The organism is Amycolatopsis sp. TNS106 (assembly GCF_019330265.1).
Classification (GTDB): Bacteria; Actinomycetota; Actinomycetes; order Mycobacteriales; family Pseudonocardiaceae; genus Amycolatopsis; species Amycolatopsis lurida.
On the sequence record NZ_CP024972.1, the window covers coordinates 5,724,898 to 5,746,411 of the forward strand.

A 21,514-nucleotide genomic window follows, 5' to 3' on the forward strand; every position below is an offset into this window, starting at 1 on the left:
GCTTCGGGTGAGACAGGTAGAACCGCTAGACGCTCAGCGGGTCTCTTTGTGAGTCCGGTGCGTACCGCAGTTCGGGCAGAACTTCTTCATCTCCAGGCGATCCGGGTTGTTGCGCCGGTTCTTCTTGGTGATGTAGTTGCGGTGCTTGCACTCCTCACACGCGAGCGTGATCTTCGGTCGCACGTCAGTGGCAGCCACAGCATTTCCTTCTCTACTAGGCCTGGGATACCCAGGATTACCGCGTAGCGGTGGCCGGACTTGAACCGGCGACACAGCGATTATGAGCCGCTTGCTCTGCCAGCTGAGCTACACCGCCTTACATGAACCTGGCCGCGACACGCTTACGTGACGCGGCTGAGGTCGCGAGCCCCTTTACGGAATCGAACCGTAGACCTTCTCCTTACCATGGAGACGCTCTGCCGACTGAGCTAAAGGGGCCTTGCCTCTCGCGAGGACTTGGAAAGATTACCAACTTCGGGGGACCCCGATTTCAGGGGGGTCCCCTTACCGCAAAACCTCAGGTCAGCAGGGTCAGGACGGTCTCGGAGTGCCGCCCCGGCGAACGTGCCGTGCGAGCCTGCAGCCACGCCTCCAGACGGTCCTCCGGCAGCGGCCGCGAGATGAGGTAGCCCTGTGCCACGTCACACCCCATCGCCTCGAGCTGATCCCGCGCGACGTCCTCCTCGACGCCCTCCGCCACGACTGTGAGGCCGAGCGAGTGGCCCAGCTCGACAATGGAGCGCACGACGGCGAGGTCGCCGAGGTCGGTGCCCATGCCGAGGACGAAGCTCTTGTCGATCTTGACCTGGTCGACCGGGAGCTGCCGCAGGTACGCCAGCGACGAGTACCCGGTGCCGAAGTCGTCGACGGCGAGCACGATGCCCAGGGAGTGCAGCTCCCGCAGGATCGGCAGCGCCTTCTGCGGGTCGGACATCACACCGGACTCGGTCAGCTCGAAGGTGAGCAGCTCGGGCGGGATGCCGAAACGGTCGAGTTCGCGCGCGACCTTCGTCGGGAAGTCCTCGTCGGCCAGGTTCCGCACCGAGAGGTTCACCGCGGCGGAGATGCGCAGGCCCTCGTCGAGCCATTTGCGCACGCGCTTCAACGACTCTTCGAGCACGAACGACGTCAGGACACCGATGAGGCCTGCCGCTTCGATCGCCGGGACGAACTCGTCGGGGCCGAGCCTGCCGAACTCCGGGTGCACCCAGCGCACGAGCGCCTCGACGCCCTGGATCTGGCGGTTCGGCAAGGTGATCTTCGGCTGGTAGTGGACGCTCAGCTGGCCTTCTTCCAGCGACTGCCGGAACTGCGTGACCATCTGGAACCGGCGCATGAAGATCTGGCCCATGCTGGCCATGTAGCCGCGGACCTCTTCGCCGCCCTTGGTGGCGCGGACGGCGACGTCGGCGCGCTGCAGGAGCCCGTCGACGTCGACCTGGTCGTCGTCTTCCGCCGACGAAGTGGCGTAGCCGATCATCGCGTTGGCTTCGACGGAGAGCCGGTCCACCGGGTACGGGGCGACGAGCTCCGCGCGCAGCAGTTCCGCGGCGGCCTGGGCGCGTTCCGGCGCGCAGCCGACGAGGAGCGCCGCGAAGGACGCGCCTTCGAGCCTGGCGAGCGGGACGTCGGGGCCGAGCGCGTCACGGATCCGGCGGCCCGCGGCGATGACCATCCGGTCGGCCCACACGTAGCCGAGTGCGTCGCTGACGGTGGAGAAGACGTCGAGGTCGATCCGGAGCACGACCGCGTCGACCTGTTCCCGCAACGGTTCCTTGGCGACCTGGCGGAAGCCCGGCCGGTTGAGCAGGCCGGTCAGCGGGTCGTGGTAGGCGTCGTGGCGCAGGGTCGCGAGGAGACGCCGGTTGTCCAGCGACGTCGCGAGGTGGCTGGCCATCGTGCCGAGCAGTTGGACGTCGTACTTGCCGAACCCGCGCCAGCGGGACAGCCTGTCGTGCGCTTCGACGACGCCGAGGAGCTGGTTCGCGCTGCGCAACGGGACGACCAGCGCCTCCTGCGCGCCGCGGTCGAGCAACGCGGAGCGGACGTCGGGATTGGCTTCGGTGATCCGGAAATGCCGGACGTGCGCGCCGGGCAGGCGCAGCAGCGGATCGTCGGCGGCCGGGTCGACGGGCGGCAGCTCGTCGCCCGCGACGACCATCCGCATGGTGTCCTTCGGTTCCAGCCGCAGCCTGAGCACGACCCGGCCGGCGGCGAGCTGATCCTTGATGCGTTCGGCGATGGTCGCCCATTCGCGGACGTCGACCCCGCCGACGAGTTCGTCGGCTCGCCCGGCGGGCCGCGCGGCGGCCTGTTGCCCGGATCGCGCGACCATGAGGCTCACGTCGGACAGCGCTTCCATGTCGCGCTGCTCACGGAGCAGATCGGAGTACGCCCAGTACAACGCGGTGAGCCCGAGGAAGACGGCCAGCACGAGCGGCCAGGCCTTCGGCGTCCCGGAAATGACCAAATATCCGGAAAGACCGACCGAAGCGTTGACGAAGCCGACGACGAGGATGCGGCCGGTCAGCCGGATCGCGGTGCTGACCCGCATCCGGCGGCGCAGCACGCGGACGGCGGCGAGCGCGAGCAGCGTGCTGACCAGTGGCGCGGTCAAAGTGCCCGCCAGCGCGGCGATCCAGGTCATGTCCTGGGCGCCGGAGGCCTGCTTCACCAGTCCTGCCACGGCGAACGCGCCGGTGATCTCCAGCAGGAAGGCGCCGGCGTTGTAGAGCACGCGGCCCGCGACCTTGCGGGCCAGCAAGGTCCCGATGCCCGCCGCGAGATGGGCGGCGAGCACGACTTCGAAGGGAGCGACGAAGAATCCGATGACCAGCGGGATCTCGGTGAACGAGATCGTCCACGAGATACCGCTGCGGACGTCGACGTTGATGCCGAGCTGTTCGGCGAGGAGGAACGCGAGCGCGAGGATCGGCCCGATCCACAACAGGTCGTCCGAAGCCTCGAAGTCCAGCCAGAGACTGACCGCGGCCGCGGCGGCGATGCCCATGGTGAGGACCGCGAAGGTGTAGACGCGGAATCGTCGCTCGTCGGTACGAGCCTCCGTAACGGCGCCTCCCTTGCCCGCTGCCGCCTGTGCGGCGCTCCCGGGCCTGCCGTTCGTGTCCGGCATCCGACCTTCCTTCCCGGCTGCCCAACCGGTCTTGTCCTACCGCGACCTCGGGGACGAGGGCAATACAGTACCCCGGAGGGCGTACCCGAGTCCCATTCGAGACAGTATGAGATCACCCCAGGGTTAACAATGGGCGCGTCGCGCTGACCTGCGTGGACCAAGGGGTGAAATGGGAGCGTTATTCGCGTTCCTTCCGACTACCGGAAGTCACCTGGCGCCACGCCCCGGCCGATCTCGTGAAGTTCCCGGCGGACCCGCGAGTAGGGGCTTGAATAGCCCTATGAATAGCCACGCCATCGCCGCCGGGCATGCCGAGCGGCTCGCCACCGTGGACGCCCTGCTCCCCGAAATGCCTGCACTGGAGCCTGTCGAGGGCTCCGTGTCACTCTCCGCGACGGCAGGCGACTCGGCCGCCGCCGGATTGTCGGTACGGACCGAAGCGGGTCCCGATTCTGTTGACTCTCCGTGGCGGGCGCTCGTCGAACATCGCCTCGAAGCGCGACTCACCGGACCACGTCCGGAAGCGGCCCTTGACGCATTACTCACCCGATGGGATGAACATCTGAAGACCGTGGCCCCACCTGGGGATGTCGAGACCGCGGCGACCGTGGTGCGGCCCAGCCGGGACTCCCCCGGCTCGGCCGAACTGCTGCGCCGCGGCTTCGCGCCGGTGCTGGTGATCGCGGTCCGCCCGGCCGACCGGCTCGCCGTGACGGGACCGCCCGCCACTCCCGGAGTGCACATCCGGCCCTCCGAAGCGGACGATCTCGAAACCGCCGTCGGACTCGAACTGGAATTGCAGCGTTACGACGCGCAGTTCGGTTCTGTCACTTTGCGCGAGGGCGCGGAGGAAACGATCACGGCGGAGCTGTCGAAACACGTCGGCCGCGAAAATCCGACGTTGTGGATCGCCGAACTGTACGGCCGCCCGCTGGGCATGGTCCGGGTGCAGTTCCCCGGCGAGACGGGGTGGATCGGCGGCCGGGTCGCGGCCGACCGCGTCGGCTACCTGTCGTCGCTGGCGGTCGCCGAACCGGCGCGATCGAGCGGAGTGGGGACGGCACTCGCCGCGCACGCGCACCAGGTCTTCGACGAATGCGGCACCGAAGCCGTGCTGCTGCACCACGCGCTGGCCAACCCGCGCTCGACGCCGTTCTGGTACGCACAGGGCTACCGGCCGCTCTGGACGTACTGGCAGCGCCGACCCGCGGTGCCCTGATCCCGATAGGCTCATTTCGTGAAGAGGGACGATGACGCGGCCCCGGTGGCGCCGACCGGGGTCGACACCGAAAAGCCGTCCGCGGCGAGGATCTACGACTGGTTCCTCGGCGGGACCCACAACTGGGCGGTCGACCGTGAGTTCGCCCGCGCGCTGGAAAAGCAGTGGCGGTGGGTCAAACCGGGCGCGCGGCACAACCGCGAGTTCATGAACCGGGTCGTGCGCGCGGCCTTGAACGCCGGGATCCGCCAGTTCATCGACCTGGGCTCCGGTGTCCCGACCGCCGGGAACGTGCACGAGATCGTCCAGGAGGAACTGGAGCCGGGCGATACGGCGAAGGTCGTGTACGTCGACTACGAACCAGTGGCGGTGGCGCACGCGGAGCTGATCCTCGAACGGCACGAGGCGACCGACTGGGCCGGGATCATCCAGGCGGACATGCGGCGGCCGAAGGACGTGCTGCGGCATCCGGAGACGCTGCGGCTGATCGATTTCGACCAGCCGGTGTGCCTGATGATGATGGCCGTCCTGCATTTCGCCGGACCGCACGACGATCCGCCCGCGCTCGTCGCGACCTACCGGAACGCGCTGGCGCCCGGCAGCTGGCTGGGGCTGTCGCATATGAGCTTCGGCGGCCAGACGGGCGAGGACGCCGACGGGCTCCACTGGATGGTCGAGCAGTACCGGAAGACGAGCAACCCGGTGTGGATGCGGGACCGCGAAGAGATCGAGCCGCTCTTCGGGGACTGGCCGCTGCTAGAGCCCGGCGTCGTCCACCTGCCCGACTGGCGGCCGGTGCGGGAGCTGCGACGGGACGAGGAAGGTGCCCGGCCGTTCGCCTGGTGCGGGGTCGCCGTCCACCCCTGACATCCGACCTTTAAGCCCAACGCGTCGCGTTTAGCCCCCTAAACGCGACGCGTTGGGCGTTAGAGGTCGGAGGCATGAGTGATCGCTGACGGCGAACGCGGGAAGGAAACAAACGGGTCGATCGGAGAGTTGAGCTAGACAGACTCAACTAACCGAGGAGTGCACAGATGACCGACAACCGCCTCCTGCCCGTCCTCCCGCTCGATGACGACGTCGTGCTGCCGGGCATGATCGTCCCGCTCGACCTCGCCGACACGGAGACGCGCGCCGCGGTGGAGTCCGCCCAGGCCACCACGCCTGCCCAGGCTTCCTTCCCGGGGATCCGGTCCAGCGCCGCCACGAAGGCCGAAGTGCTGATCGTCCCCCGCGTCCACGGCGAGTACGCCGAACTCGGCACCATCGCGACCGTCGAGCGCATCGGGCGCGTGCCCGGCGGCAAGACCGCGGTGTTGCTGCGCGGCACCCGCCGTGCCGTCGTCGGCCACATCGCCGACGGTCCCGGCGCCGCCCGCTGGGTGCACGCCGAGGTCGCCGCCGAGACCACCGACGACAACTCCGCGAAGCTGGCGTCCGAGTACAAGTCCGTCGTCATCGCGATCCTCCAGCAGCGCGGCGGCTGGCAGATGATCGACGCCGTCCAGGAGGTCGAGGAGCCGTCCGCGCTCGCCGACCTCGCGGGCAACTCGTCCTACCTCAAGACCGAGCAGAAGCTCGAACTGCTGACCACGCTCGACGTCTCCACGCGGCTGGAGAAGGCGCTCGAATGGAGCCGCGAGCAGCTGGCCGAGCTCGAGGTCACCGACACGATCCGCAAGGACGTCCAGGAGGGCATGGAGAAGCAGCAGAAGGAGTTCCTGCTGCGCCGCCAGCTCGAAGCGATCCGCAAGGAGCTGGGCGAACTCGACGGCACGGCCAACGACGACGACTACCGCGCCCGCGTCGAGGCCGCCGAACTGCCGGACGCGGTCAAGAAGGCCGCACTGTCCGAAGTGGACAAACTGGAGCGGACCTCCGACCAGTCCCCGGAGGGCGGCTGGATCCGCACCTGGCTGGACACCGTCCTCGAACTGCCGTGGAACGAGCGCACCACCGACGTCCACGACATCGCGGCCGCGCGCGACATCCTCGACGCCGACCACGCCGGTCTCGACGACGTGAAGGAACGCATCATCGAGTACCTGGCCGTGCGCAAACGTCGCGCGGAGTCGGGGCTCGGCCCGGTCGGCGGCCGTCGCTCGGGCGCGGTGCTGGCGCTCGCCGGTCCTCCCGGGGTCGGCAAGACGTCGCTCGGCGAGTCCGTGGCCAAGGCGATGGGCCGCAAGTTCGTCCGGGTCGCGCTCGGCGGCATCCGCGACGAGGCCGAGATCCGCGGTCACCGCCGCACCTACGTCGGCGCGCTGCCCGGCCGGATCGTCCGCGCCATCAAGGAAGCCGGTTCGATGAACCCGGTCGTGCTGCTCGACGAGATCGACAAGGTCGGCGCCGACTACCGCGGCGACCCGACGGCCGCGCTGCTGGAGGTGCTGGACCCGGAGCAGAACCACACCTTCCGCGACCACTACCTCGAGGTCGAGCTGGACCTGTCCGACGTCGTGTTCCTGGCGACGGCGAACGCGCTCGAGACCATCCCCGGCCCGCTGCTGGACCGGATGGAGCTGGTCACCCTCGACGGCTACACCGAGCACGAGAAGGTCACCATCGCTCGTGACCACCTGCTTCCCCGCGAGCTGGAGCGTGCCGGTCTCGGCAAGGACGACGTCACGCTGACCGACGGCGCGTTCAGCCGCATCGCCGCCGAATACACGCGGGAGGCCGGGGTGCGCAACGCGAACCGGACCATCGCGAAGGTGCTGCGGAAGGTGGCGACCAAGGTCGCCCTCGACGAGGTCGAGCTGCCGTTGACGATCGACGCCGACGGGCTCGAGACCTACCTCGGCCGCCCACGGCACCTGCCCGAGTCCTCACTGCCCGCGTCGACGCAGCGCACATCGACCCCGGGCGTGGCGACCGGCCTGGCCGTGACCGGCGCCGGCGGTGACGTCCTCTACATCGAGGCGTCGCTGGCGGATCCGGAGTCGGGCTCGACCGGACTGTCCCTGACCGGCCAGCTGGGTGACGTGATGAAGGAGTCGGTGCAGATCGCGTTGTCGTACCTGCGTTCGCGCGGCGCCGAGCTGGAACTGCCGGTCGGCGACCTGAAGGACCGCGGCATCCACGTGCACGTCCCCGCGGGCGCGGTGCCCAAGGACGGGCCGAGCGCCGGCATCACGATGACGACCGCGCTGGCGTCCCTGCTTTCCGGCCGGGTCGTGAAGTCGGACGTCGCGATGACCGGCGAGGTGTCGTTGACCGGACGCGTGCTGCCGATCGGCGGGGTCAAGCAGAAGCTGCTTGCCGCGCACCGGGCGGGGATGAAGACGGTGATCATCCCGCAGCGCAACGAACCCGATCTGGACGATGTGCCTGCGGAAGTGCTGGCACAGCTGGACGTCCACGCCGTGGCGAACGTCCGTGACGTCCTGGACATCGCGCTGGCCCCGGCGACGGCTCCGGTCGCCCAAGCGGCGTAACAGCGCGAGGCCCGACAGCCCTGAAGCCCCGGATCCCGCCCAGGATCCGGGGCTTTCGGCGTTCCGAGATCCGGACGAACCCGGACATTGATTTACCTTAAACTCCCTATCACGTTTTGATAACGTGTAGTGCGTGCCACCCGGTAGGGGTGCGTGATCCTTGAGAGGGCAAGGTCATGAGTCAAGGAATTCTTTCCCCGTTGCGGCCGAGGCGCAGGTGCGTTTCAGCCGGTCAGATCGTCTGTCTGAGCATTCTCACCGGTTTCACCGCGGCGCTGACCTTCGCCGGCACCAGCGCCTCGATCGCCGCGGGCATCGCCATCGCCCTGTTCGGCGCCGTTCTCCGCCACCCCGCGCCCGCCAGGGCACCCCGATGAACACCGAATCGGAGTTCATGGCGCGGCTGCGTGAACTTCGCGACCGAAGCGGCCTCAGCATCCGCGCGCTGGCCGCCGCGACCGGTTGGTCCCGCAGCACCTTGGCCGACCTGCTGGCCCGAAACACCTTGCCCGGCAACGAAAGCCAGATGCGAGCCCTGCTGCGCGCCCTGCTCCGGCCGGTTCCCGGAGAGCCGGGGATCGACGAGTATCTCGCCGAGTGGCGTCACCTGATCGGACGTCGTCACCACCGAAATGGCGGATGCGCGCCGATCGATCGGATACTGCTCGCTTTGGCCGTCGCGGAACAGCGCGGCGGGGCCGACGCGCCGGGGCTCCGCAAAGCCAGGGAAATCGTCCTGAACGAGGGTCCCCTACGAAAGTTCTCTTCTCGCGGTGAATACGCCGCGAATTCACCTGGAAGTCCCGTTCCGCCCGTACTCTCCGACCCGCTCCTTCCCGCACCACCACATCAGCGGATGTCTCGGAGGCATGAGTGAAGCGACGGAATTTCCTGCGCGCGGCCGTGGTCGGCGCCGGTGTCACGGCGTTCGGAAACCGGCTCTCGGGGGCGGCCCTCGCCGCGCCCGCCCAGAACGGACCCAGCCCGTACGGCGCGCTCCAGGCGGCCGACGCGAACGGGATCCAGCTGCCGGCGGGATTCACCAGCCGCGTCATCGCGAGGTCCGGCCAGCAGGTCGCGAACACCGGGTACACCTGGCACAACGCCCCGGACGGCGGGGCGGTGTTCGCCGACGGCAGCGGCTGGATCTACGTGTCGAACTCGGAGATCACGCCCGGCGGCGGGGCGAGCGCGATCAAATTCGACGCGAGCGGGAACATCACCGGCGCCCATCGCATCCTGGCGAACACCCGCCAGAACTGCGCGGGTGGCAAGACTCCTTGGAACACCTGGCTTTCCTGTGAGGAGATCGACCTCGGGTTCGTCTACGAGTGCCAGCCGAACGGCCCGGCCACGGCCGCCGTCCAGCGGCCCGCGATGGGGAAGTTCAAGCACGAGGCGGCGGCGGCCGACCCGGTGCGCAAGGTCGTCTACCTGACCGAGGACACCTCGGACGGTTGCTTCTACCGCTTCGTCCCGACGACCTGGGGCAACCTCTCCGCCGGAACGCTGCAGGTACTGAAGGCGGGCACGGCGACCTCGGGCAGCTTCACCTGGGCGAACGTGCCCGACCCCGACGGCTCTCCCACGGCCACCCGCAACCAGGTGTCCGGCGCGAAACGGTTCAGCGGCGGCGAAGGGCTGCACTACGCCAACGACACCGCGTGGTTCACCACCAAGGGCGACAACCGCGTCTGGCAGCTCAACCTGACCAACAACACCTACGAGCTGGCCTACGACGACTCGCTGGTCAGCCCCGGCTCGGCCCCGCTGACCGGCGTCGACAACGTCACCGGCACCTCCTCGGGTGACCTGTTCGTCGCCGAAGACGGCGGCAACATGGAGATCTGCATCATCACGCCGAACGACATCGTGGCGCCGTTCCTGCGGATCAACGGCCAGAGCTCGTCGGAGATCTGCGGCCCCGCGTTCACCCCGGCGGGCAACCGGCTGTATTTCTCGTCGCAACGCGGTACCTCCGGTTCGTCCTCCGGCGGGATCACCTACGAGGTGACCGGCCCCTTCCGCTCCTGACTGCCTGCTGGTGAACCCGCACCGCGATCGACGTCGGCCGGGCGGGTTCACGCGTTGTGTCCTTCCCAAGCTCCACCACCAGGCTCTGACACTGCGTGCGGGGCGCCCGCCCGGGCGCCCCGCACGCGGCTCAGGCGTTGGTGCGGTTCTTCTCACGCAGGCGGTTCACCACGAAGAGGGTCAGCGCGACCCCGACGGCGGCGATCACGAAGTACTGGAAGAACCCGGCGTATTCCTCGACCAGGTGCCAGCTCTCCCCGAGGCCGTAGCCCGCCAGCACGAACACCGTGTTCCAGATCAGGCTGCCCAGCGTGGTCAGGGCCAGAAACCGCCAGAACGGCATGCGCTCGATCCCGGCGGGCAGCGAGATGAGGCTGCGGAAGATCGGCACCATCCGGCCGAAGAACACCGCCTTGGTGCCGTGTTTCTGGAACCAAGCCTCGGTCTTGTCGAAGTCGGACGTTTTGACGAGCGGAATCTTCGCCATCCAGCGGCGAGTGCGGTCCCGGCCGAGCAGGAGGCCGAGGTAGTACACGATGATCGCACCCGCGACCGAACCGAAGGTCGTCCACACCAGCGCTTCCACCAGGGTGAACGTGCCCTGGCTGGCGGAGAACCCGGCGAGCGGGAGCACCAGTTCGCTGGGGATCGGCGGGAACAGGTTGTCCAGGCCGACGATGATCGCGGCACCCGGACCGCCCAGCGCGTCCATCAGTGACACCGCCCAGCCGGCGAGTCCTCCCATCGGTTCGCTGGCGGTTTGGGCGAGCAGGAGGTTCATGGCGGCCTTTCGTGGTCGTCTGCAGTTGCCAACGAACGTACGAATCACCCGGGTTCCGCACCCTGTGGTGAAGCGGCACAGATCACTGCGGAAAACCGCAATACCGGTCTTCGGATACCCCGCTAGCCTGGTGTTATGCCCGTCCCGGCAGCGATGCGCCGCTACCTGCGCAAGATGCTCCGCGGCACGCTGGGCCTGGCGATCGGCGCCACGACAGCGGTCGCGGAATTCTTGTACGTGCTCTTCGGCGGCCTGGCGCTCGCGATCCCCGCGTGGCGGCAGCCGGTCTTCTCGGGCGCTCGCACACTGTCCGAAATGGAGCGGCGACGGCTGGAGAAGTACTTCGGCCTGGAGAACGCGACCGATTACTCCGAACGCCGCGCGATGGCCTACCTGGTCCCGCGTTGCGTCATAGGGGTGCTCACCGGCGGGATCTTCGCCTTGATCCTGACGGGTGCCGGATCGGGTGTGATCATCGGATATCAGCTCCTGGACGGCAGGTCGCCCGGCGGTGAGGCCCCGGCCGACTGGTACGACCCGGTCACCACCGTCCTCTTCGGCGCGCTGCTCGTTTTCCTTTCCCTGCAAGGACTCATCGGAGCCGCGACGCTCGATCAGAAGCTGGCGTTGAGCTTTTTCGGGCCCAGCAAGAAGGAACAGTTGCGCCGCCGGGTCTCCGAACTCGCGACGAGCCGGGCCGAGGTGGTCGAGGCGGTCAACGGTGAGCGCCGCCGGATCGAACGGGATCTGCACGACGGCGTCCAGCAGCGGCTCGTCGCGCTCGGGATGCTGCTCGGCCGGGCACGGCGGGCCACCGACCCGGCACACGCGTCGGACCTGCTCCGGCAAGCGCACGAGGAATCCCAGCGCGCCCTCGTCGACCTGCGTGAGGTCTCGTGGCGGGTGTATCCGATCGCGCTGGACGCGGACGGGCTGCATCCCGCGCTGGAGGCGCTCGCGGAACGCTCGGGGGTCCCGGTCCATCTGCGGGTCGACCTGCCGGAACGGCCACCGGCGGCGATCGAGACCGTCGTCTACTTCGTCGCGTCCGAGGCGGTCACCAATACGATCAAGCACGCCGCGGCGACGCGGATCGACATCGAGGCCGAGCGGGACGGGGACAGGGTGCGGGTGCGGATCACCGATGACGGCACGGGCGGGGCACGGGAGTCCGGCGGCGGCCTTTCCGGGCTCGCACGGCGCGTCGCGGCCGCGGACGGAGAGTTCACTGTGGACAGTCCACCCGGCGGCCCGACCGTGGTGACGGCGGTGCTGCCGTGCGGGTGATCCTCGCCGAGGACTCGACCCTGCTGCGTGAGGGACTGGTCCGCCTGCTGGCCGAAGAGGGGCACGAGGTCGTGGCGTCGGTCGGCGACGGTGACGCGCTCCTCTCGACGACGGCCGCCTATCGGCCGGACGTGATCGTCACCGACGTCCGGATGCCGCCGACCCATACCGACGAGGGGCTTCGCGCGGCACTCGAGATCCGGAAACGCTGGCCGGAGATCGGGGTGCTGGTGCTCTCGCAGTACGTCGAAAAGCGCTACGCCGCCGAGTTGATCTCCGGCGACGGTGAGCGCGTCGGCTATCTCCTGAAGGACCGGGTCGCCCAGGTGGGCGAATTCCTGGACGCGCTCGACCGCGTCGCCGCGGGCGGGGCGGCGTTCGATCCGGAGGTCGTCCGGCGGCTGCTCGCGCGGACCACGCATACCGATCCGCTCGCGAAACTGACCGTCCGCGAACGCGAAGTGCTGGAGAAAATGGCGCAGGGCCACACGAACGCCGGGATCGCCGAGTCGCTGTTCGTGTCGCTGAGCGCCGTCGAGAAGCACGTGAACGCCCTCTTCGACAAGCTCGGACTGGCCAGCACCGCCGGGTACAGCCGCCGCGTCCTCGCGATCCTGCGATACCTCGGGTCCTGAGCCCGAGTTGACAGGCAAGTGACGACTTGCCTATAACTGGGGTCGTGGACGGCGACCTGTTCAAGGCGATCGGCGACGCGACGCGGCGCACCATCCTGGACGAGCTGACCGAAAAGGACGGTCAGACCCTGTTCGAGATCTGCGGCAGGCTGACCATGAAACACGGCCTGGCCTCGTCACGGCAGGCCATCTCGCAGCATCTCGCGATGCTCGAACAGGCGGGCCTGGTGCATACCCGGCGACAGGGCCGCTACAAGTTCCACCACATCGACACGAGCCCGTTGCGGTCGATCGTCGAGCGGTGGCCCATCGACCGAGAGGAACCGAACCCGTGATCCGGATCACCATCACCAGTGTCTTCGTCGACGACCAGGCCAAGGCGCTGGAGTTCTACACCGAAAAGCTCGGGTTCATCAAGAAACACGACGTGCCCACCGGCGACGCACGCTGGCTCACCGTCGTCTCCCCCGCCAACCCCGACGGTGTCGAGCTGCTACTGGAACCGGACGGCCACCCCGCGGCGAAGCCGTTCAAGAAGGCACTGACCGACGACGGCATCCCGTTCACCCAGTTCGCCGTCGACGACGTGTACGCCGAGGTCGACCGACTCAAGGGACTGGGCGTCGAGTTCACGCAGGACGCCGTCGACATGGGGCCCGTGGTCACCGCCGTCTTCGACGACACCTGCGGCAACCTGATCCAGCTCGCCACGATGAAGTAGCCAGACACGGCAAAGCGGGGCTTGGTCCACTGTGGACCAAGCCCCGCTTTCCCTTTTCCTTACCGCTGCACCCATTCCACGAGTTCCACGGGCACGCCGTTCGGGTCGGTGACCATGAGGAGGCGCTCTCCCCACGGCTCTTCCCGCAGCGGCAACGTGATCTCGACACCCTCTTCGCGCAAGCGCTTCTCCTCGGCTTCGAGGTTCTCGACCGTGAAGGCCACGATCACCCCGGACGCACGCTGCTGCCGCAGGTTCTCCGGCAGGACCTCGATCCCCGCCTGAAGCAGGACGATGGCCATCTTCGCGGTTTCGTGCCCGAGGGAGACGAAACCCTCCGCGGCCATCTGTTCGGTGAAGCCGAAATGCTCGGTGAAGAAGCGGCTGGAAGCGGCGACGTCGTCGACGGTCAGCGAGACGGTGGAGGCAAGGACGTTCATGGGCTATCCCCTTCGGGTCGGCGGTGGGTTTCGGAGAAGCGGGCCGGTCAGTACGACCGGCGGCGCGGGACGCCGATCGAGCGGCGCGCCGGCATCGAGCGGCCCGGGAACGGCTGCTGGTGACGACGGTCGTTCCGGCGGACCTGGGCGCGGTTGGTGCCTTCGTTGCCTTGGGGGATTCGAGCGGTCAAGGAGCCTCTTCTCTCACTGGTCGGTAGTACGGACGTAAGTTTACATCCGACGCACCATAAGTCAAGGATATTTTTACTACGGTGGTAAACTTCGCTCATGACCAGCACGGATGTGGGTTTGCGAGAGCTCAAGAAGCAGGAGACACGGCAGCTGATCTCCGACCAGGCGACGCTGCTCTTCATCGAGAAGGGGTTCGAGGAGACGACGATCGCCGAGATCGCCGCGGCGGCGAGAGTCGCGAAGAAGACCGTCACGAACTACTTCGCGCGCAAGGAGGACCTGGCGCTCGACCAGCACGAGGAGTTCACGAACGGGCTGGCGAACGCCGTCCGGGACCGGAAGCCGGGTGAGTCGGCGCTGGCCGCGCTACGGCGCACCTTCCTGGACGCGGTGGCCGAGCACTCGCCCGTGATCGGCTTCACCGGGCCTGTTTTCGCCAAAATGGTGCTGGAGAGCCCGACCCTGACCGCCCGGCTGCGTGAACTGCACGAACTGCGGGAAGCGGCGCTCGCGGAACTGCTCGCGAGCGAGACCGGAGCCGACCCGGACGACGTCACCCCGATCATGGCCGCCGCCGAGCTCAACGCGATCGACCGCGTCCTCTTCCGCGAGGTCCTCCGGCGCTCGCACGCCGGCGAGAGCAACGACGAGATCGCCGAAGCGCTGACGAAGGCGGCACAACGGGCTTTCGAGTTGCTGGAACCGGCGTTCGGCGACTATGCGATCCGTGAATAGCCCTGGGTTTTGTCGGTGGTTCACGCTAGGTTCCGCCTCATGTCTGAGGGGACCTTGCTGGACGTCGTCTATTGCGAAGGCTGGGATCCGGCCGCCCGCGCGGTGACAGGAAGACTCTCGTCCGGCACCGCGCGCCGGCGCGACGCCGCCGGAGAGCAGTACGCAGTCGCCTTGATACGCCCTGGCACCGAGGTGCCGCTGGTGCTCCTCGAAATCGCGTGGAAGCACTGCTTCGCCCGCACGGTGCAGTTCGACGAGTCGGGCAGGCGCCGGGGTTTCTTCGAGTTCCGGGTACTGGAGGACGGCACGCTGTTCCTCATGAAGGTCGAGCAGTGGACCTACCGGTTCGACGACCAGGAGGAGTTCGACAAGAAGAGCGCCGGCCATCTGGAGATGTCCTTCGGCCCGGACGGCAAGGGATGGATGCATCAGGCGCCCCAGGGTTACGGCGGCGGCTCAAGCAGTGGCCAGGTGAGCAAGCAGGTGTCGGAGCTGACGATGCCGAAGCCCGCCTTCGGTGAATGGGAGCCGCTCGCGAATTCGGGACCGCTGACCCTCCGGACCCCGGACACGCCCGACGCCGATTCGCCGCTGCCCGCCGACGAACGTCCTTGGCGGCCGTCGGTTCCGCTGCGCCCTTCCGGCATGGACGAGATGTTCACCGCGGGCACGCGCTACTCGCTGAGCGGCGACCACGGCCTCGTCGAGGTCGAACTCCGGGACGCCGGGAAGCTCCGCATGCCCAGCGGCAGGCTCGTCGCGGCGGATCCGGCGTTCCTGGACGCGGACGCGGAGTACTTCACGGTCACCGTGCCGCCCGGTGAGTACCAGGTCGAAATCTCCGTGATCCGGTTCGTCGACGAGCCGGCCCACGAACGGGTCGCTGCCGCCAAACTCGTCGTCGCGGATACTCCCGTCGCCACCTGGGAAACCGCGCTCTGGCCCGGGCAGAACGCGCTTTTCCTCGGGGACGGGGAGTTCTACGGCTACGGCGTGGACAGCGGCACGGGCTGCTTCGCCGACGCGGCCGCCCTTCCCGACGAGATGGACGACGAACTCCTGGAGAAGTTCGAGGAAGTGGACCCGCATGTCGACGTCACCCTGGACGGAGCCGGCGGCAACATCATCGCGTTCACCACCGGCTGGGGCGACGGCAGCTATCCGACCTGGATCGGCCGGTCGGCCGACGGGACGCCGGTCTGCTTCGTCACCGACATGCTGGTCCTCAACCGCGCCCGGATTCTCGCGGCTTGAGCGGATGATGGCGGCATGACGTTTACAGACGAGGAGATCGCGTACCTGCGTTCGCAACCTTTGGCCCGCTTCGCGACCCTGTCGGAGGACGGCGAACAGCCTGATGTCGTCCCGCTGGCCTTCGAATTCGACGGCACGCATTTCTGGGTCGGCGGAGTGGGTGCCTCGGTTCTCGCGACCCGGAAGTTCCGCAACATCCGTGCGGGGCGGCGCAAAGTCGCCCTGGTCGTCGACGACACGGTCTCCTTCGACCCGTTCGTCGCCCGCGGTGTCCGCGTCTACGGCGAGGCCGACGAGCCGATCGAACGAGTGGGAGTGGTCGGCCCGGGCATTTACGCGCGCGTGACGCCGAAGGTGTCGTGGAGCTGGAACATGGCGGGCGAACCCGCGGGCGAGACGTGGTACCCGTCGAGGCGAGCGGTGCACGGCGAGGCGTGACACGCCGTTTTTGTCGGTGGGCGGCGGTACGGTCTGGTCCATGCGGGAGCTGATCGTCACCGAGAACTGCACGATCGACGGCGTCATCGAACTGACGGGCGACTGGTTCAGTCCTGCCGACACGGATCCGGACATGGACCGGTCGGATGTTTTGGCCGTGCTCGAAGAACAACGTGAGAACTCCGACGCGTTCCTCCTCGGACGCGTCACCTTCGAAGACATGCGCGGCTACTGGCCGAAGCAAACCGAAGACACGACGGGAATCTCCGCCTATCTCGACTCAGTGGACAAGTACGTGGTCTCGAGCACGCTGACGGAGCCGGCGTGGCAGAACACGACGGTGCTCTCCGGTGAGCTGCGTTCGGAGATCGAGAAGCTGAAGGCCGCCGAAGGCAAGGACATCGTGACGACAGGCAGCATCTCGCTGGTGCGGGCGCTCATCGCCGAGGGACTGGTCGACGAATACCGGCTGTTCGTCTATCCCGTCGTGGCCGGTGAGGGCCGCGGGCTGTTCGAGGGTGCCACCGGCGTTCCGAAGCTTCGCCTGGCGGAGGAACGGACGTTCGCGTCGGGGATCGTGCTGCTGCGCTATTGGGCCGCGGCGCGTTGAGGCCACCGAAAACGGGATGAGAAGCGCACGGTCGCGGGCGTAGCGTCGGCGACCGTGATCAGTGAGACGGACACGGGAGACGACCCGGCGGACGGCTGGTTCCCCGAGAGTGTGGCCGCGCGCTATGACGCGCCGGGCGGCGCGAACACGCCCGAGGTGGTGACGCCCGCGGTGGACGTCCTCGAAGACTTGGCCGACGGTCCGGTGCTCGAGTTCGCCGCCGGGACCGGACGGATCGCGCTCCCGCTGGCGGCGCGCGGTGTACCGGTGAGCGGTCTCGAACTGAGCCGGGCGATGGCGGGCCGGGTCGCGGCCAAGCCGGGCGGCGACGCGGTCGAGGTCACGATCGGCGACATGACGAAAACCCGGGTGCCTGGCGAATTTTCGCTGGTCTACCTGGTCTACAACACGATCGGCAACGTGACCACCCAGGACGGCCAGGTCGACGTCTTCCGCAACGCGGCCGCGCACCTGCGGCCGGGCGGGCTGTTCCTCGTCGAGGTCGGCCTGCCGGATCTGCGCCGCTTGCCACCCGGTCAGGACATCGTTCCGTTCGCGATGGCGCCCGGCTACGTCGGGTTCGACCAGTACGACGTCGTCAGGCAGGAGTTCACTTCGAACCACGTCACGGTGTCACCGGAGGGAGAGGGGCGGTTCCGCCGCATCCCCTTCCGGTACGCGTGGCCCGCCGAAATGGACCTCATGGCGCGCATCGCCGGCATGCGCCTGAAGTACCGCTGGGCGGACTGGGACCGTTCGGAGCTCACCGCCGAGAGCACCAAGCACGTGTCCGTGTGGGAGCGCGTCGGCCCGTGGTGATGATGACCGCGCTGACGACGAACAACGGCAGCGCCCACAGAGCCGTCGTGAGATAGCCGCTCCGGGTGGGGAACAGCGCGCCGTCCGGAGTGGCGGCGGCGAGCAGCAACCCGGCGAGGGCGCTGCCCACGGCCATGCCGATGCTGCGGGCGATCTGGTTGATGGAGAGCACACTGGCCGTTTCCCCTTGCGGCACACCGACGAGCACGAGTCCGGGCATCACCGCGAAGATGCCGCCGACGGCGAAACCGAGCAGGGCGATCGCGGCGAGGACGAGAACGAACGACTGACTGCCGACGGCGAACAACAGCGCGCCTGCCACGGCGAACATGGTCGAGACCAGGTACGTCCACCGACCGTTGACGCGCGGAATCGCTTTCCCCGCAACGAATCCGAACAGTGAGAAGGGGATCAGCGCCGCGCCCGCGGCGACACCGGGGAGCGCGAATCCGTACTGGGCGTCCGCAGGCGTCTGCACGTATCGGGTGAAAAGACTGAACAGGAGATACAAACCCGCCCCCGCCACGAGAATCGCCAGGTTCGCGCGGAGGACGGAGCCTCGGCCGAGCAGCCGTAAGTCGACCAACGGCTCCGTCGTGCGCAGCTCGATGAACGCCCACACCGCCAGGACCGCGGCGGTACCGGCGAGGAGACCACCGGCCTGCCACGTCGTCGCCCACAGCGAGGGCACGGCGATGAGCAGGAGAACCCCGAGCGTGCCGAGAGCGAGGAGCAGCGCGCCGGGGACATCGATCCGGGGTGGTTCACCAGGCACTTCGACAGGCAGCGTCCGCCAGGCGATGAGGAACGCGACGGCCGAGAGGAGGAAGCCGAATCCGTACGCGACGCGCAGCCCGGCGAGCTGATCGAGGAGGCTGACCACCGGGTAGCCGACCCCGATGCCGACGGTCGACGCGACCGACAGCGCGGCGATCGTCGAGGTCGAGCGCTCGGGCGGCAGGTGCGCGCGGGCGACGCTCATCAACAGCGCCCCGGCCGCGACTCCGAGCCCCTGCAGGCCGCGTCCGATCACCAACGCCACGTACGGAAGCGGGAGCACCGTCAGCAACCCGCCGGCCATGACAAGAGCCAGGGTGACCAGGATCGTGGTGCGGCGGTACGGGCCGCCGCCGAGCCTGCCCAGGACCGGGCCCGCCATCGCGCCGCTGAACAACGTCACCGTCAGCGTCCACTGCGCCGCGTCGAGGGATACGTGCAGCCCGGTGGCGACCGGGGTGATCAGCGGCGCTCCGACACTGCCGATCACGGCCCCCGCCAACGCCGTGCACACGAGTGCGGTGCTCAGCCGTCCGTCGTGCCGGACAGAGGCGCTCATCGGTTCGTCTCGGTGGTGACGTGCGTGAACAGGCCCGGCTGGATCCGGGTGCGCACCCCCTCGGCCCAGACCGCGTCGACCTGCTCGACGTCCATCGCGGCGCCGGCGTTCAGCAGCATCCCGAAGGCGAGGAACGTCTTCACGGTCACCGGGTCGAGCCCGGTGCCGTGCTCGGTCGTGTCCCACATCCGCGCGAAACACGACCGCACCACGTCGCGTACCTCCGGGTCTCCGCACGCGGCTAAGCCCTGAAGCTGCAACAACAATCCAGTCCGATCGGCCAGCAGATCGAAGTACTGGGCACCCATCGCCGAAAGCGCGCCGAGGCCGGTCTCCCCTTCGCCCGCTTCTCGCATCGCGTCGCTAAGCCGCTCGAAAGCGGCCTGGACGAGCTCCAGGAACAGGGCCTTCTTCGTCCCGAACATCCGGAAGACGTACGCCTGCGTGATCCCCGCCGTCTTCGCGATCGCTTCCGTCGACGCCCCGTGCAACCCGTGCCGCGCGAACTCCTCCGCGGCGATGGCCAGCACCTGGGCACGTCGTTCGGGTCCGCTCATCCGTACCGCCATAACCCGAAGTTACTGGTTACTAACTACTAACTAAAGGTGTCTTGCGCTACACCCCGACCGGCGTCTTCGGGACATCGACCGGAAAGGACGCTGATGCTCCGGATGGGCCAGCCGGTCGACAGATCGACGGCTCCGAGTTGGCGAGCTTCGGGGCGTATTCGGCGCGGGCAGCCGCGACGGCCCTCAGCGCCGCACACAACGAAAGCGGCCCCTGGCCTGGTTTCCCAGTTCAGGGGCCGCTTCGGTGTGGCGAGTGAGGGATTCGAACCCCCGAAGGCAGTGCCGTCTGATTTACAGTCAGATCCCTTTGGCCGCTCGGGCAACTCGCCGTGACCGGGTGTCCCCGGCCGAGACGAAAGAATACCCAATGCCGTGGCGGGCCGGTCAACCGGGTTCCGCAGGGCTAGGGTGGAAGCTCCTGACAAGCGAGTACGAGGTGTGAGAACACGTGGCGGATCCCTCTTTCGACGTGGTGAGCAAGGTCGATCGCCAGGAGGTGGACAACGCCCTGAACCAGGCCAGCAAGGAACTCGGTACACGGTTCGACTTCCGGGGTACCGGGACCAAGATCGACTGGTCCGGTGAGGAAGCGATCTCGATCGAGTCCGAGACCGAGGAGCGGGCGCTGGCGGCGGTCGAGGTGTTCAAGGAGAAGCTGATCAAACGCGGCATCTCCCTGAAGGCCTTCGAGGCGGACGAGCCGGCGTTGTCCGGCAAGATCTACAAGATCGGCGGCAAGATCCTGCAGGGGATCGCGTCGGACAAGGCGAAGCAGATCGCCAAGTTCATCCGCGACGAGGGCCCCAAGGGAGTCCAGGCGCAGATCCAGGGCGATCAGCTGCGGGTGTCCGGCAAGAAGAAGGACCAGCTGCAGGACGTGATCGCCTTGCTGAAGGGCAAGGACTTCGAGATCGCGCTGCAGTTCACGAACTACCGCTGATCCGATGCCGTCCGCGGGTACTCGCCCGCAGTACCCGCGGAGGCACGGACGGCAGGTTTCCGGTGAGGGCCGCCGAAGCGAACGGCCACTCGTCCGAGTGTTCGTCCACGAGTCTGCCGTCGGACAGGTAGGCGAGCTTCGGGATTCCCCGCTTCAGGGCGACGTCGAATTCCCAAGCCGTCCACGGGGTCTTCCGATAGGTGATGCTTACCACAGCGACGAAGATCGAGGCCCGCACCAGTTCGCGGTGCACCGCGTCCTCCCGGTCGAACCCGGACGCCGCCCAGTCGAGGTCGTCCACGTAGACGTCGGCGCTTCCTGCCAGCCGAGCACGAAGTGCCACCAACCGTTCCAGCGAGTTGTCGGCACGGGAGTAGCTCACGAACATTCTCATGGGGTGCCCCGCAGAACGCCGAGCGCGTAGGCCGCCAGCGCCGCTCCGACCATCGCCGCGAGGATCAGGTAATAGATCATGGAGGAGTTGAACGCGGCCCGGAACCAGCTCACCGCGGTCACCTTTTGCACGTGGTCGTAGCCCTCCGCGCAGCGCTCGGCACGCCGGTTCCAAATGTCTTTCATGAGCACCCGAAGTCGTCTTTGGTAGTAGAAGCTGAAGGCGTCGGCGATCCAGAACGCCGCGATCACCATGAAGCCCGCGACGAAAACGGCCGGATTCAGCTTCTTGTCACTGAAGGTGGCGACCAGGACACCCGCGGGGACGAGCACCGTCGCGCACAGCTTCTTGAGTTCGAAACAGGAGTCGGCGGCTTTCAACGTGGCCGCGTGCAGCTGGTCCAGCTGCTCCTTGTCCAGCGCGTCGGCAGTCGGCCCCTCGGGTTTCGTTTCCGCCGCCCTCACCTCACGACCCGCCCGGACGATCGAGATCACGGTCGCCGCTCGTCCCACCACGGCGTCAAGTCTGCACCAAGATCGC

25 protein-coding genes and 3 tRNA genes are annotated in these 21,514 nt (G+C 67.9%); 16 read left to right on the forward strand and 12 right to left on the reverse strand.

Features of this window, described 5'->3' with window-relative positions; translation table 11 throughout:
- Positions 1-33: 33 nt before the first annotated feature.
- From rpmG to CVV72_RS25900, 4 genes are all read right to left on the reverse strand, one after another.
- A complete protein-coding gene (rpmG, locus tag CVV72_RS25885; protein WP_005152047.1) occupies positions 34-198 on the reverse strand; it encodes a 50S ribosomal protein L33 in 165 nt (54 codons plus the stop codon).
- A gap of 45 nt (positions 199-243) precedes the next feature.
- Positions 244-316, reverse strand: a tRNA-Met gene (locus tag CVV72_RS25890).
- 49 nt (positions 317-365) lie between these two features.
- A tRNA-Thr gene (locus CVV72_RS25895) sits at positions 366-438 on the reverse strand.
- Between the two features lie 79 nt (positions 439-517).
- Complete coding sequence (locus CVV72_RS25900) at positions 518-3,133, reverse strand: bifunctional diguanylate cyclase/phosphodiesterase (RefSeq protein ID WP_219146153.1); 2,616 nt, start codon at positions 3,131-3,133, stop codon at positions 518-520.
- Between the two features lie 280 nt (positions 3,134-3,413).
- Here CVV72_RS25900 and CVV72_RS25905 point away from each other — a divergent pair, with 280 nt between their 5' ends.
- The 6 genes from CVV72_RS25905 to CVV72_RS25930 all read left to right on the forward strand — a co-directional run bounded on the left by CVV72_RS25905 (position 3,414) and on the right by CVV72_RS25930 (position 9,823).
- Positions 3,414-4,352 carry a GNAT family N-acetyltransferase gene (locus CVV72_RS25905; RefSeq protein WP_219146154.1) on the forward strand — a complete coding sequence of 313 codons (939 nt, stop codon included), beginning with the start codon at positions 3,414-3,416 and terminating at the stop codon, positions 4,350-4,352.
- A gap of 18 nt (positions 4,353-4,370) precedes the next feature.
- Positions 4,371-5,219: an SAM-dependent methyltransferase gene (locus tag CVV72_RS25910; RefSeq protein WP_219146155.1), complete on the forward strand. Its 849-nt coding sequence runs from the start codon at positions 4,371-4,373 to the stop codon at positions 5,217-5,219.
- Between the two features lie 167 nt (positions 5,220-5,386).
- Positions 5,387-7,789, forward strand: coding sequence for an endopeptidase La (gene lon / locus CVV72_RS25915; RefSeq protein ID WP_219146156.1), 2,403 nt, complete (start codon positions 5,387-5,389; stop codon positions 7,787-7,789).
- Between the two features lie 176 nt (positions 7,790-7,965).
- Complete coding sequence (locus tag CVV72_RS25920; protein ID WP_219146157.1) at positions 7,966-8,166, forward strand: hypothetical protein; 201 nt, start codon at positions 7,966-7,968, stop codon at positions 8,164-8,166.
- A complete protein-coding gene (locus CVV72_RS25925) occupies positions 8,163-8,666 on the forward strand; it encodes a helix-turn-helix transcriptional regulator (protein WP_219146158.1) in 504 nt (167 codons plus the stop codon). The genes CVV72_RS25920 and CVV72_RS25925 overlap by 4 nt, the downstream gene beginning before the upstream one ends.
- Complete coding sequence (locus CVV72_RS25930; protein WP_219146159.1) at positions 8,663-9,823, forward strand: alkaline phosphatase PhoX; 1,161 nt, start codon at positions 8,663-8,665, stop codon at positions 9,821-9,823. Before CVV72_RS25925 ends, CVV72_RS25930 begins: the two co-directional genes overlap by 4 nt.
- A 130-nt stretch (positions 9,824-9,953) precedes the next feature.
- On the opposite strand, the gene CVV72_RS25935 is transcribed toward CVV72_RS25930, so the two are convergent.
- A complete protein-coding gene (locus CVV72_RS25935) occupies positions 9,954-10,604 on the reverse strand; it encodes a DedA family protein (protein ID WP_219146160.1) in 651 nt (216 codons plus the stop codon).
- A gap of 135 nt (positions 10,605-10,739) precedes the next feature.
- On the opposite strand from CVV72_RS25935, the gene CVV72_RS25940 reads away from it, so the two are divergent.
- Genes CVV72_RS25940 through CVV72_RS25955 form a run of 4 tightly spaced genes read left to right on the forward strand, consistent with a single transcriptional unit; the run spans position 10,740 to position 13,247 of the window.
- Positions 10,740-11,891: a sensor histidine kinase gene (locus CVV72_RS25940; protein WP_255632263.1), complete on the forward strand. Its 1,152-nt coding sequence runs from the start codon at positions 10,740-10,742 to the stop codon at positions 11,889-11,891.
- The gene (locus tag CVV72_RS25945) at positions 11,882-12,526 is read left to right on the forward strand and encodes a response regulator transcription factor (protein ID WP_219146161.1); all 645 of its coding nucleotides are present in this window, start codon (positions 11,882-11,884) and stop codon (positions 12,524-12,526) included. Before CVV72_RS25940 ends, CVV72_RS25945 begins: the two co-directional genes overlap by 10 nt.
- 44 nt (positions 12,527-12,570) lie before the next feature.
- On the forward strand, positions 12,571-12,861 hold the full coding sequence (locus CVV72_RS25950; protein WP_005152025.1) for a helix-turn-helix transcriptional regulator: 291 nt from the start codon (positions 12,571-12,573) through the stop codon (positions 12,859-12,861).
- Entirely contained in the window at positions 12,858-13,247 is a 390-nt protein-coding gene (locus CVV72_RS25955) for a VOC family protein (protein WP_304511274.1), read from the forward strand. The genes CVV72_RS25950 and CVV72_RS25955 overlap by 4 nt, the downstream gene beginning before the upstream one ends.
- A 59-nt stretch (positions 13,248-13,306) precedes the next feature.
- On the opposite strand, the gene CVV72_RS25960 is transcribed toward CVV72_RS25955, so the two are convergent.
- Entirely contained in the window at positions 13,307-13,687 is a 381-nt protein-coding gene (locus tag CVV72_RS25960) for a VOC family protein (RefSeq protein ID WP_219146162.1), read from the reverse strand.
- Between the two features lie 47 nt (positions 13,688-13,734).
- A complete protein-coding gene (locus CVV72_RS25965; protein ID WP_219146163.1) occupies positions 13,735-13,878 on the reverse strand; it encodes a hypothetical protein in 144 nt (47 codons plus the stop codon).
- 97 nt (positions 13,879-13,975) lie between these two features.
- Between CVV72_RS25965 and CVV72_RS25970 the strand changes: the two genes are divergently transcribed.
- The 5 genes from CVV72_RS25970 to CVV72_RS25990 are packed head-to-tail and all read left to right on the forward strand — an operon-like array spanning position 13,976 to position 17,735.
- Positions 13,976-14,614 carry a TetR/AcrR family transcriptional regulator gene (locus CVV72_RS25970; RefSeq protein ID WP_219146164.1) on the forward strand — a complete coding sequence of 213 codons (639 nt, stop codon included), beginning with the start codon at positions 13,976-13,978 and terminating at the stop codon, positions 14,612-14,614.
- A gap of 39 nt (positions 14,615-14,653) precedes the next feature.
- Positions 14,654-15,868, forward strand: a complete 1,215-nt coding sequence (locus CVV72_RS25975) for a DUF4241 domain-containing protein (RefSeq protein WP_219146165.1) — start codon at positions 14,654-14,656, stop codon at positions 15,866-15,868.
- Between the two features lie 15 nt (positions 15,869-15,883).
- Positions 15,884-16,306, forward strand: coding sequence for a PPOX class F420-dependent oxidoreductase (locus CVV72_RS25980; RefSeq protein ID WP_219146166.1), 423 nt, complete (start codon positions 15,884-15,886; stop codon positions 16,304-16,306).
- Positions 16,307-16,346: 40 nt separating this feature from the next.
- Positions 16,347-16,916, forward strand: a complete 570-nt coding sequence (locus CVV72_RS25985; protein WP_219146167.1) for a dihydrofolate reductase family protein — start codon at positions 16,347-16,349, stop codon at positions 16,914-16,916.
- Between the two features lie 54 nt (positions 16,917-16,970).
- Positions 16,971-17,735, forward strand: a complete 765-nt coding sequence (locus CVV72_RS25990) for a class I SAM-dependent methyltransferase (RefSeq protein ID WP_219146168.1) — start codon at positions 16,971-16,973, stop codon at positions 17,733-17,735.
- Here the strand turns inward: CVV72_RS25990 and CVV72_RS25995 are convergent.
- The 3 genes from CVV72_RS25995 to CVV72_RS26005 all read right to left on the reverse strand — a co-directional run bounded on the left by CVV72_RS25995 (position 17,680) and on the right by CVV72_RS26005 (position 19,969).
- On the reverse strand, positions 17,680-19,071 hold the full coding sequence (locus tag CVV72_RS25995; RefSeq protein ID WP_219146169.1) for an MFS transporter: 1,392 nt from the start codon (positions 19,069-19,071) through the stop codon (positions 17,680-17,682). The two genes, CVV72_RS25990 and CVV72_RS25995, sit on opposite strands and share 56 nt — an antisense overlap.
- Positions 19,068-19,628 carry a TetR/AcrR family transcriptional regulator gene (locus CVV72_RS26000; protein WP_219146170.1) on the reverse strand — a complete coding sequence of 187 codons (561 nt, stop codon included), beginning with the start codon at positions 19,626-19,628 and terminating at the stop codon, positions 19,068-19,070. The genes CVV72_RS25995 and CVV72_RS26000 overlap by 4 nt, the downstream gene beginning before the upstream one ends.
- A gap of 259 nt (positions 19,629-19,887) precedes the next feature.
- A tRNA-Tyr gene (locus CVV72_RS26005) sits at positions 19,888-19,969 on the reverse strand.
- A 119-nt stretch (positions 19,970-20,088) separates the two neighbouring features.
- On the opposite strand from CVV72_RS26005, the gene CVV72_RS26010 reads away from it, so the two are divergent.
- Positions 20,089-20,580, forward strand: a complete 492-nt coding sequence (locus CVV72_RS26010; RefSeq protein ID WP_034324222.1) for a YajQ family cyclic di-GMP-binding protein — start codon at positions 20,089-20,091, stop codon at positions 20,578-20,580.
- On the opposite strand, the gene CVV72_RS26015 is transcribed toward CVV72_RS26010, so the two are convergent.
- Together CVV72_RS26015 and CVV72_RS26020 are read right to left on the reverse strand one after the other, a co-directional pair.
- Complete coding sequence (locus CVV72_RS26015; protein ID WP_219146171.1) at positions 20,564-20,974, reverse strand: toll/interleukin-1 receptor domain-containing protein; 411 nt, start codon at positions 20,972-20,974, stop codon at positions 20,564-20,566. The genes CVV72_RS26010 and CVV72_RS26015 overlap by 17 nt on opposite strands.
- The gene (locus tag CVV72_RS26020) at positions 20,971-21,489 is read right to left on the reverse strand and encodes a hypothetical protein (protein ID WP_219146172.1); all 519 of its coding nucleotides are present in this window, start codon (positions 21,487-21,489) and stop codon (positions 20,971-20,973) included. Before CVV72_RS26020 ends, CVV72_RS26015 begins: the two co-directional genes overlap by 4 nt.
- Positions 21,490-21,514 lie beyond the last annotated feature (25 nt).

What these genes read in the sequence shown, in the direction of transcription:
- CVV72_RS25900 (WP_219146153.1), bottom strand. Translation starts at nt 3,133, where the DNA reads ATGCCGGACACGAACGGCAGGCCCGGGAGCGCCGCACAGGCGGCAGCG.
- CVV72_RS25905 (WP_219146154.1), top strand. Translation starts at nt 3,414, where the DNA reads ATGAATAGCCACGCCATCGCCGCCGGGCATGCCGAGCGGCTCGCCACC.
- lon (WP_219146156.1), top strand. Translation starts at nt 5,387, where the DNA reads ATGACCGACAACCGCCTCCTGCCCGTCCTCCCGCTCGATGACGACGTC.
- CVV72_RS25920 (WP_219146157.1), top strand. Translation starts at nt 7,966, where the DNA reads ATGAGTCAAGGAATTCTTTCCCCGTTGCGGCCGAGGCGCAGGTGCGTT.
- CVV72_RS25925 (WP_219146158.1), top strand. Translation starts at nt 8,163, where the DNA reads ATGAACACCGAATCGGAGTTCATGGCGCGGCTGCGTGAACTTCGCGAC.
- CVV72_RS25935 (WP_219146160.1), bottom strand. Translation starts at nt 10,604, where the DNA reads ATGAACCTCCTGCTCGCCCAAACCGCCAGCGAACCGATGGGAGGACTC.
- CVV72_RS25940 (WP_255632263.1), top strand. Translation starts at nt 10,740, where the DNA reads ATGCCCGTCCCGGCAGCGATGCGCCGCTACCTGCGCAAGATGCTCCGC.
- CVV72_RS25960 (WP_219146162.1), bottom strand. Translation starts at nt 13,687, where the DNA reads ATGAACGTCCTTGCCTCCACCGTCTCGCTGACCGTCGACGACGTCGCC.
- CVV72_RS25970 (WP_219146164.1), top strand. Translation starts at nt 13,976, where the DNA reads ATGACCAGCACGGATGTGGGTTTGCGAGAGCTCAAGAAGCAGGAGACA.
- CVV72_RS25975 (WP_219146165.1), top strand. Translation starts at nt 14,654, where the DNA reads ATGTCTGAGGGGACCTTGCTGGACGTCGTCTATTGCGAAGGCTGGGAT.
- CVV72_RS25980 (WP_219146166.1), top strand. Translation starts at nt 15,884, where the DNA reads ATGACGTTTACAGACGAGGAGATCGCGTACCTGCGTTCGCAACCTTTG.
- CVV72_RS25985 (WP_219146167.1), top strand. Translation starts at nt 16,347, where the DNA reads ATGCGGGAGCTGATCGTCACCGAGAACTGCACGATCGACGGCGTCATC.
- CVV72_RS25995 (WP_219146169.1), bottom strand. Translation starts at nt 19,071, where the DNA reads ATGAGCGCCTCTGTCCGGCACGACGGACGGCTGAGCACCGCACTCGTG.
- CVV72_RS26000 (WP_219146170.1), bottom strand. Translation starts at nt 19,628, where the DNA reads ATGAGCGGACCCGAACGACGTGCCCAGGTGCTGGCCATCGCCGCGGAG.
- CVV72_RS26015 (WP_219146171.1), bottom strand. Translation starts at nt 20,974, where the DNA reads ATGAGAATGTTCGTGAGCTACTCCCGTGCCGACAACTCGCTGGAACGG.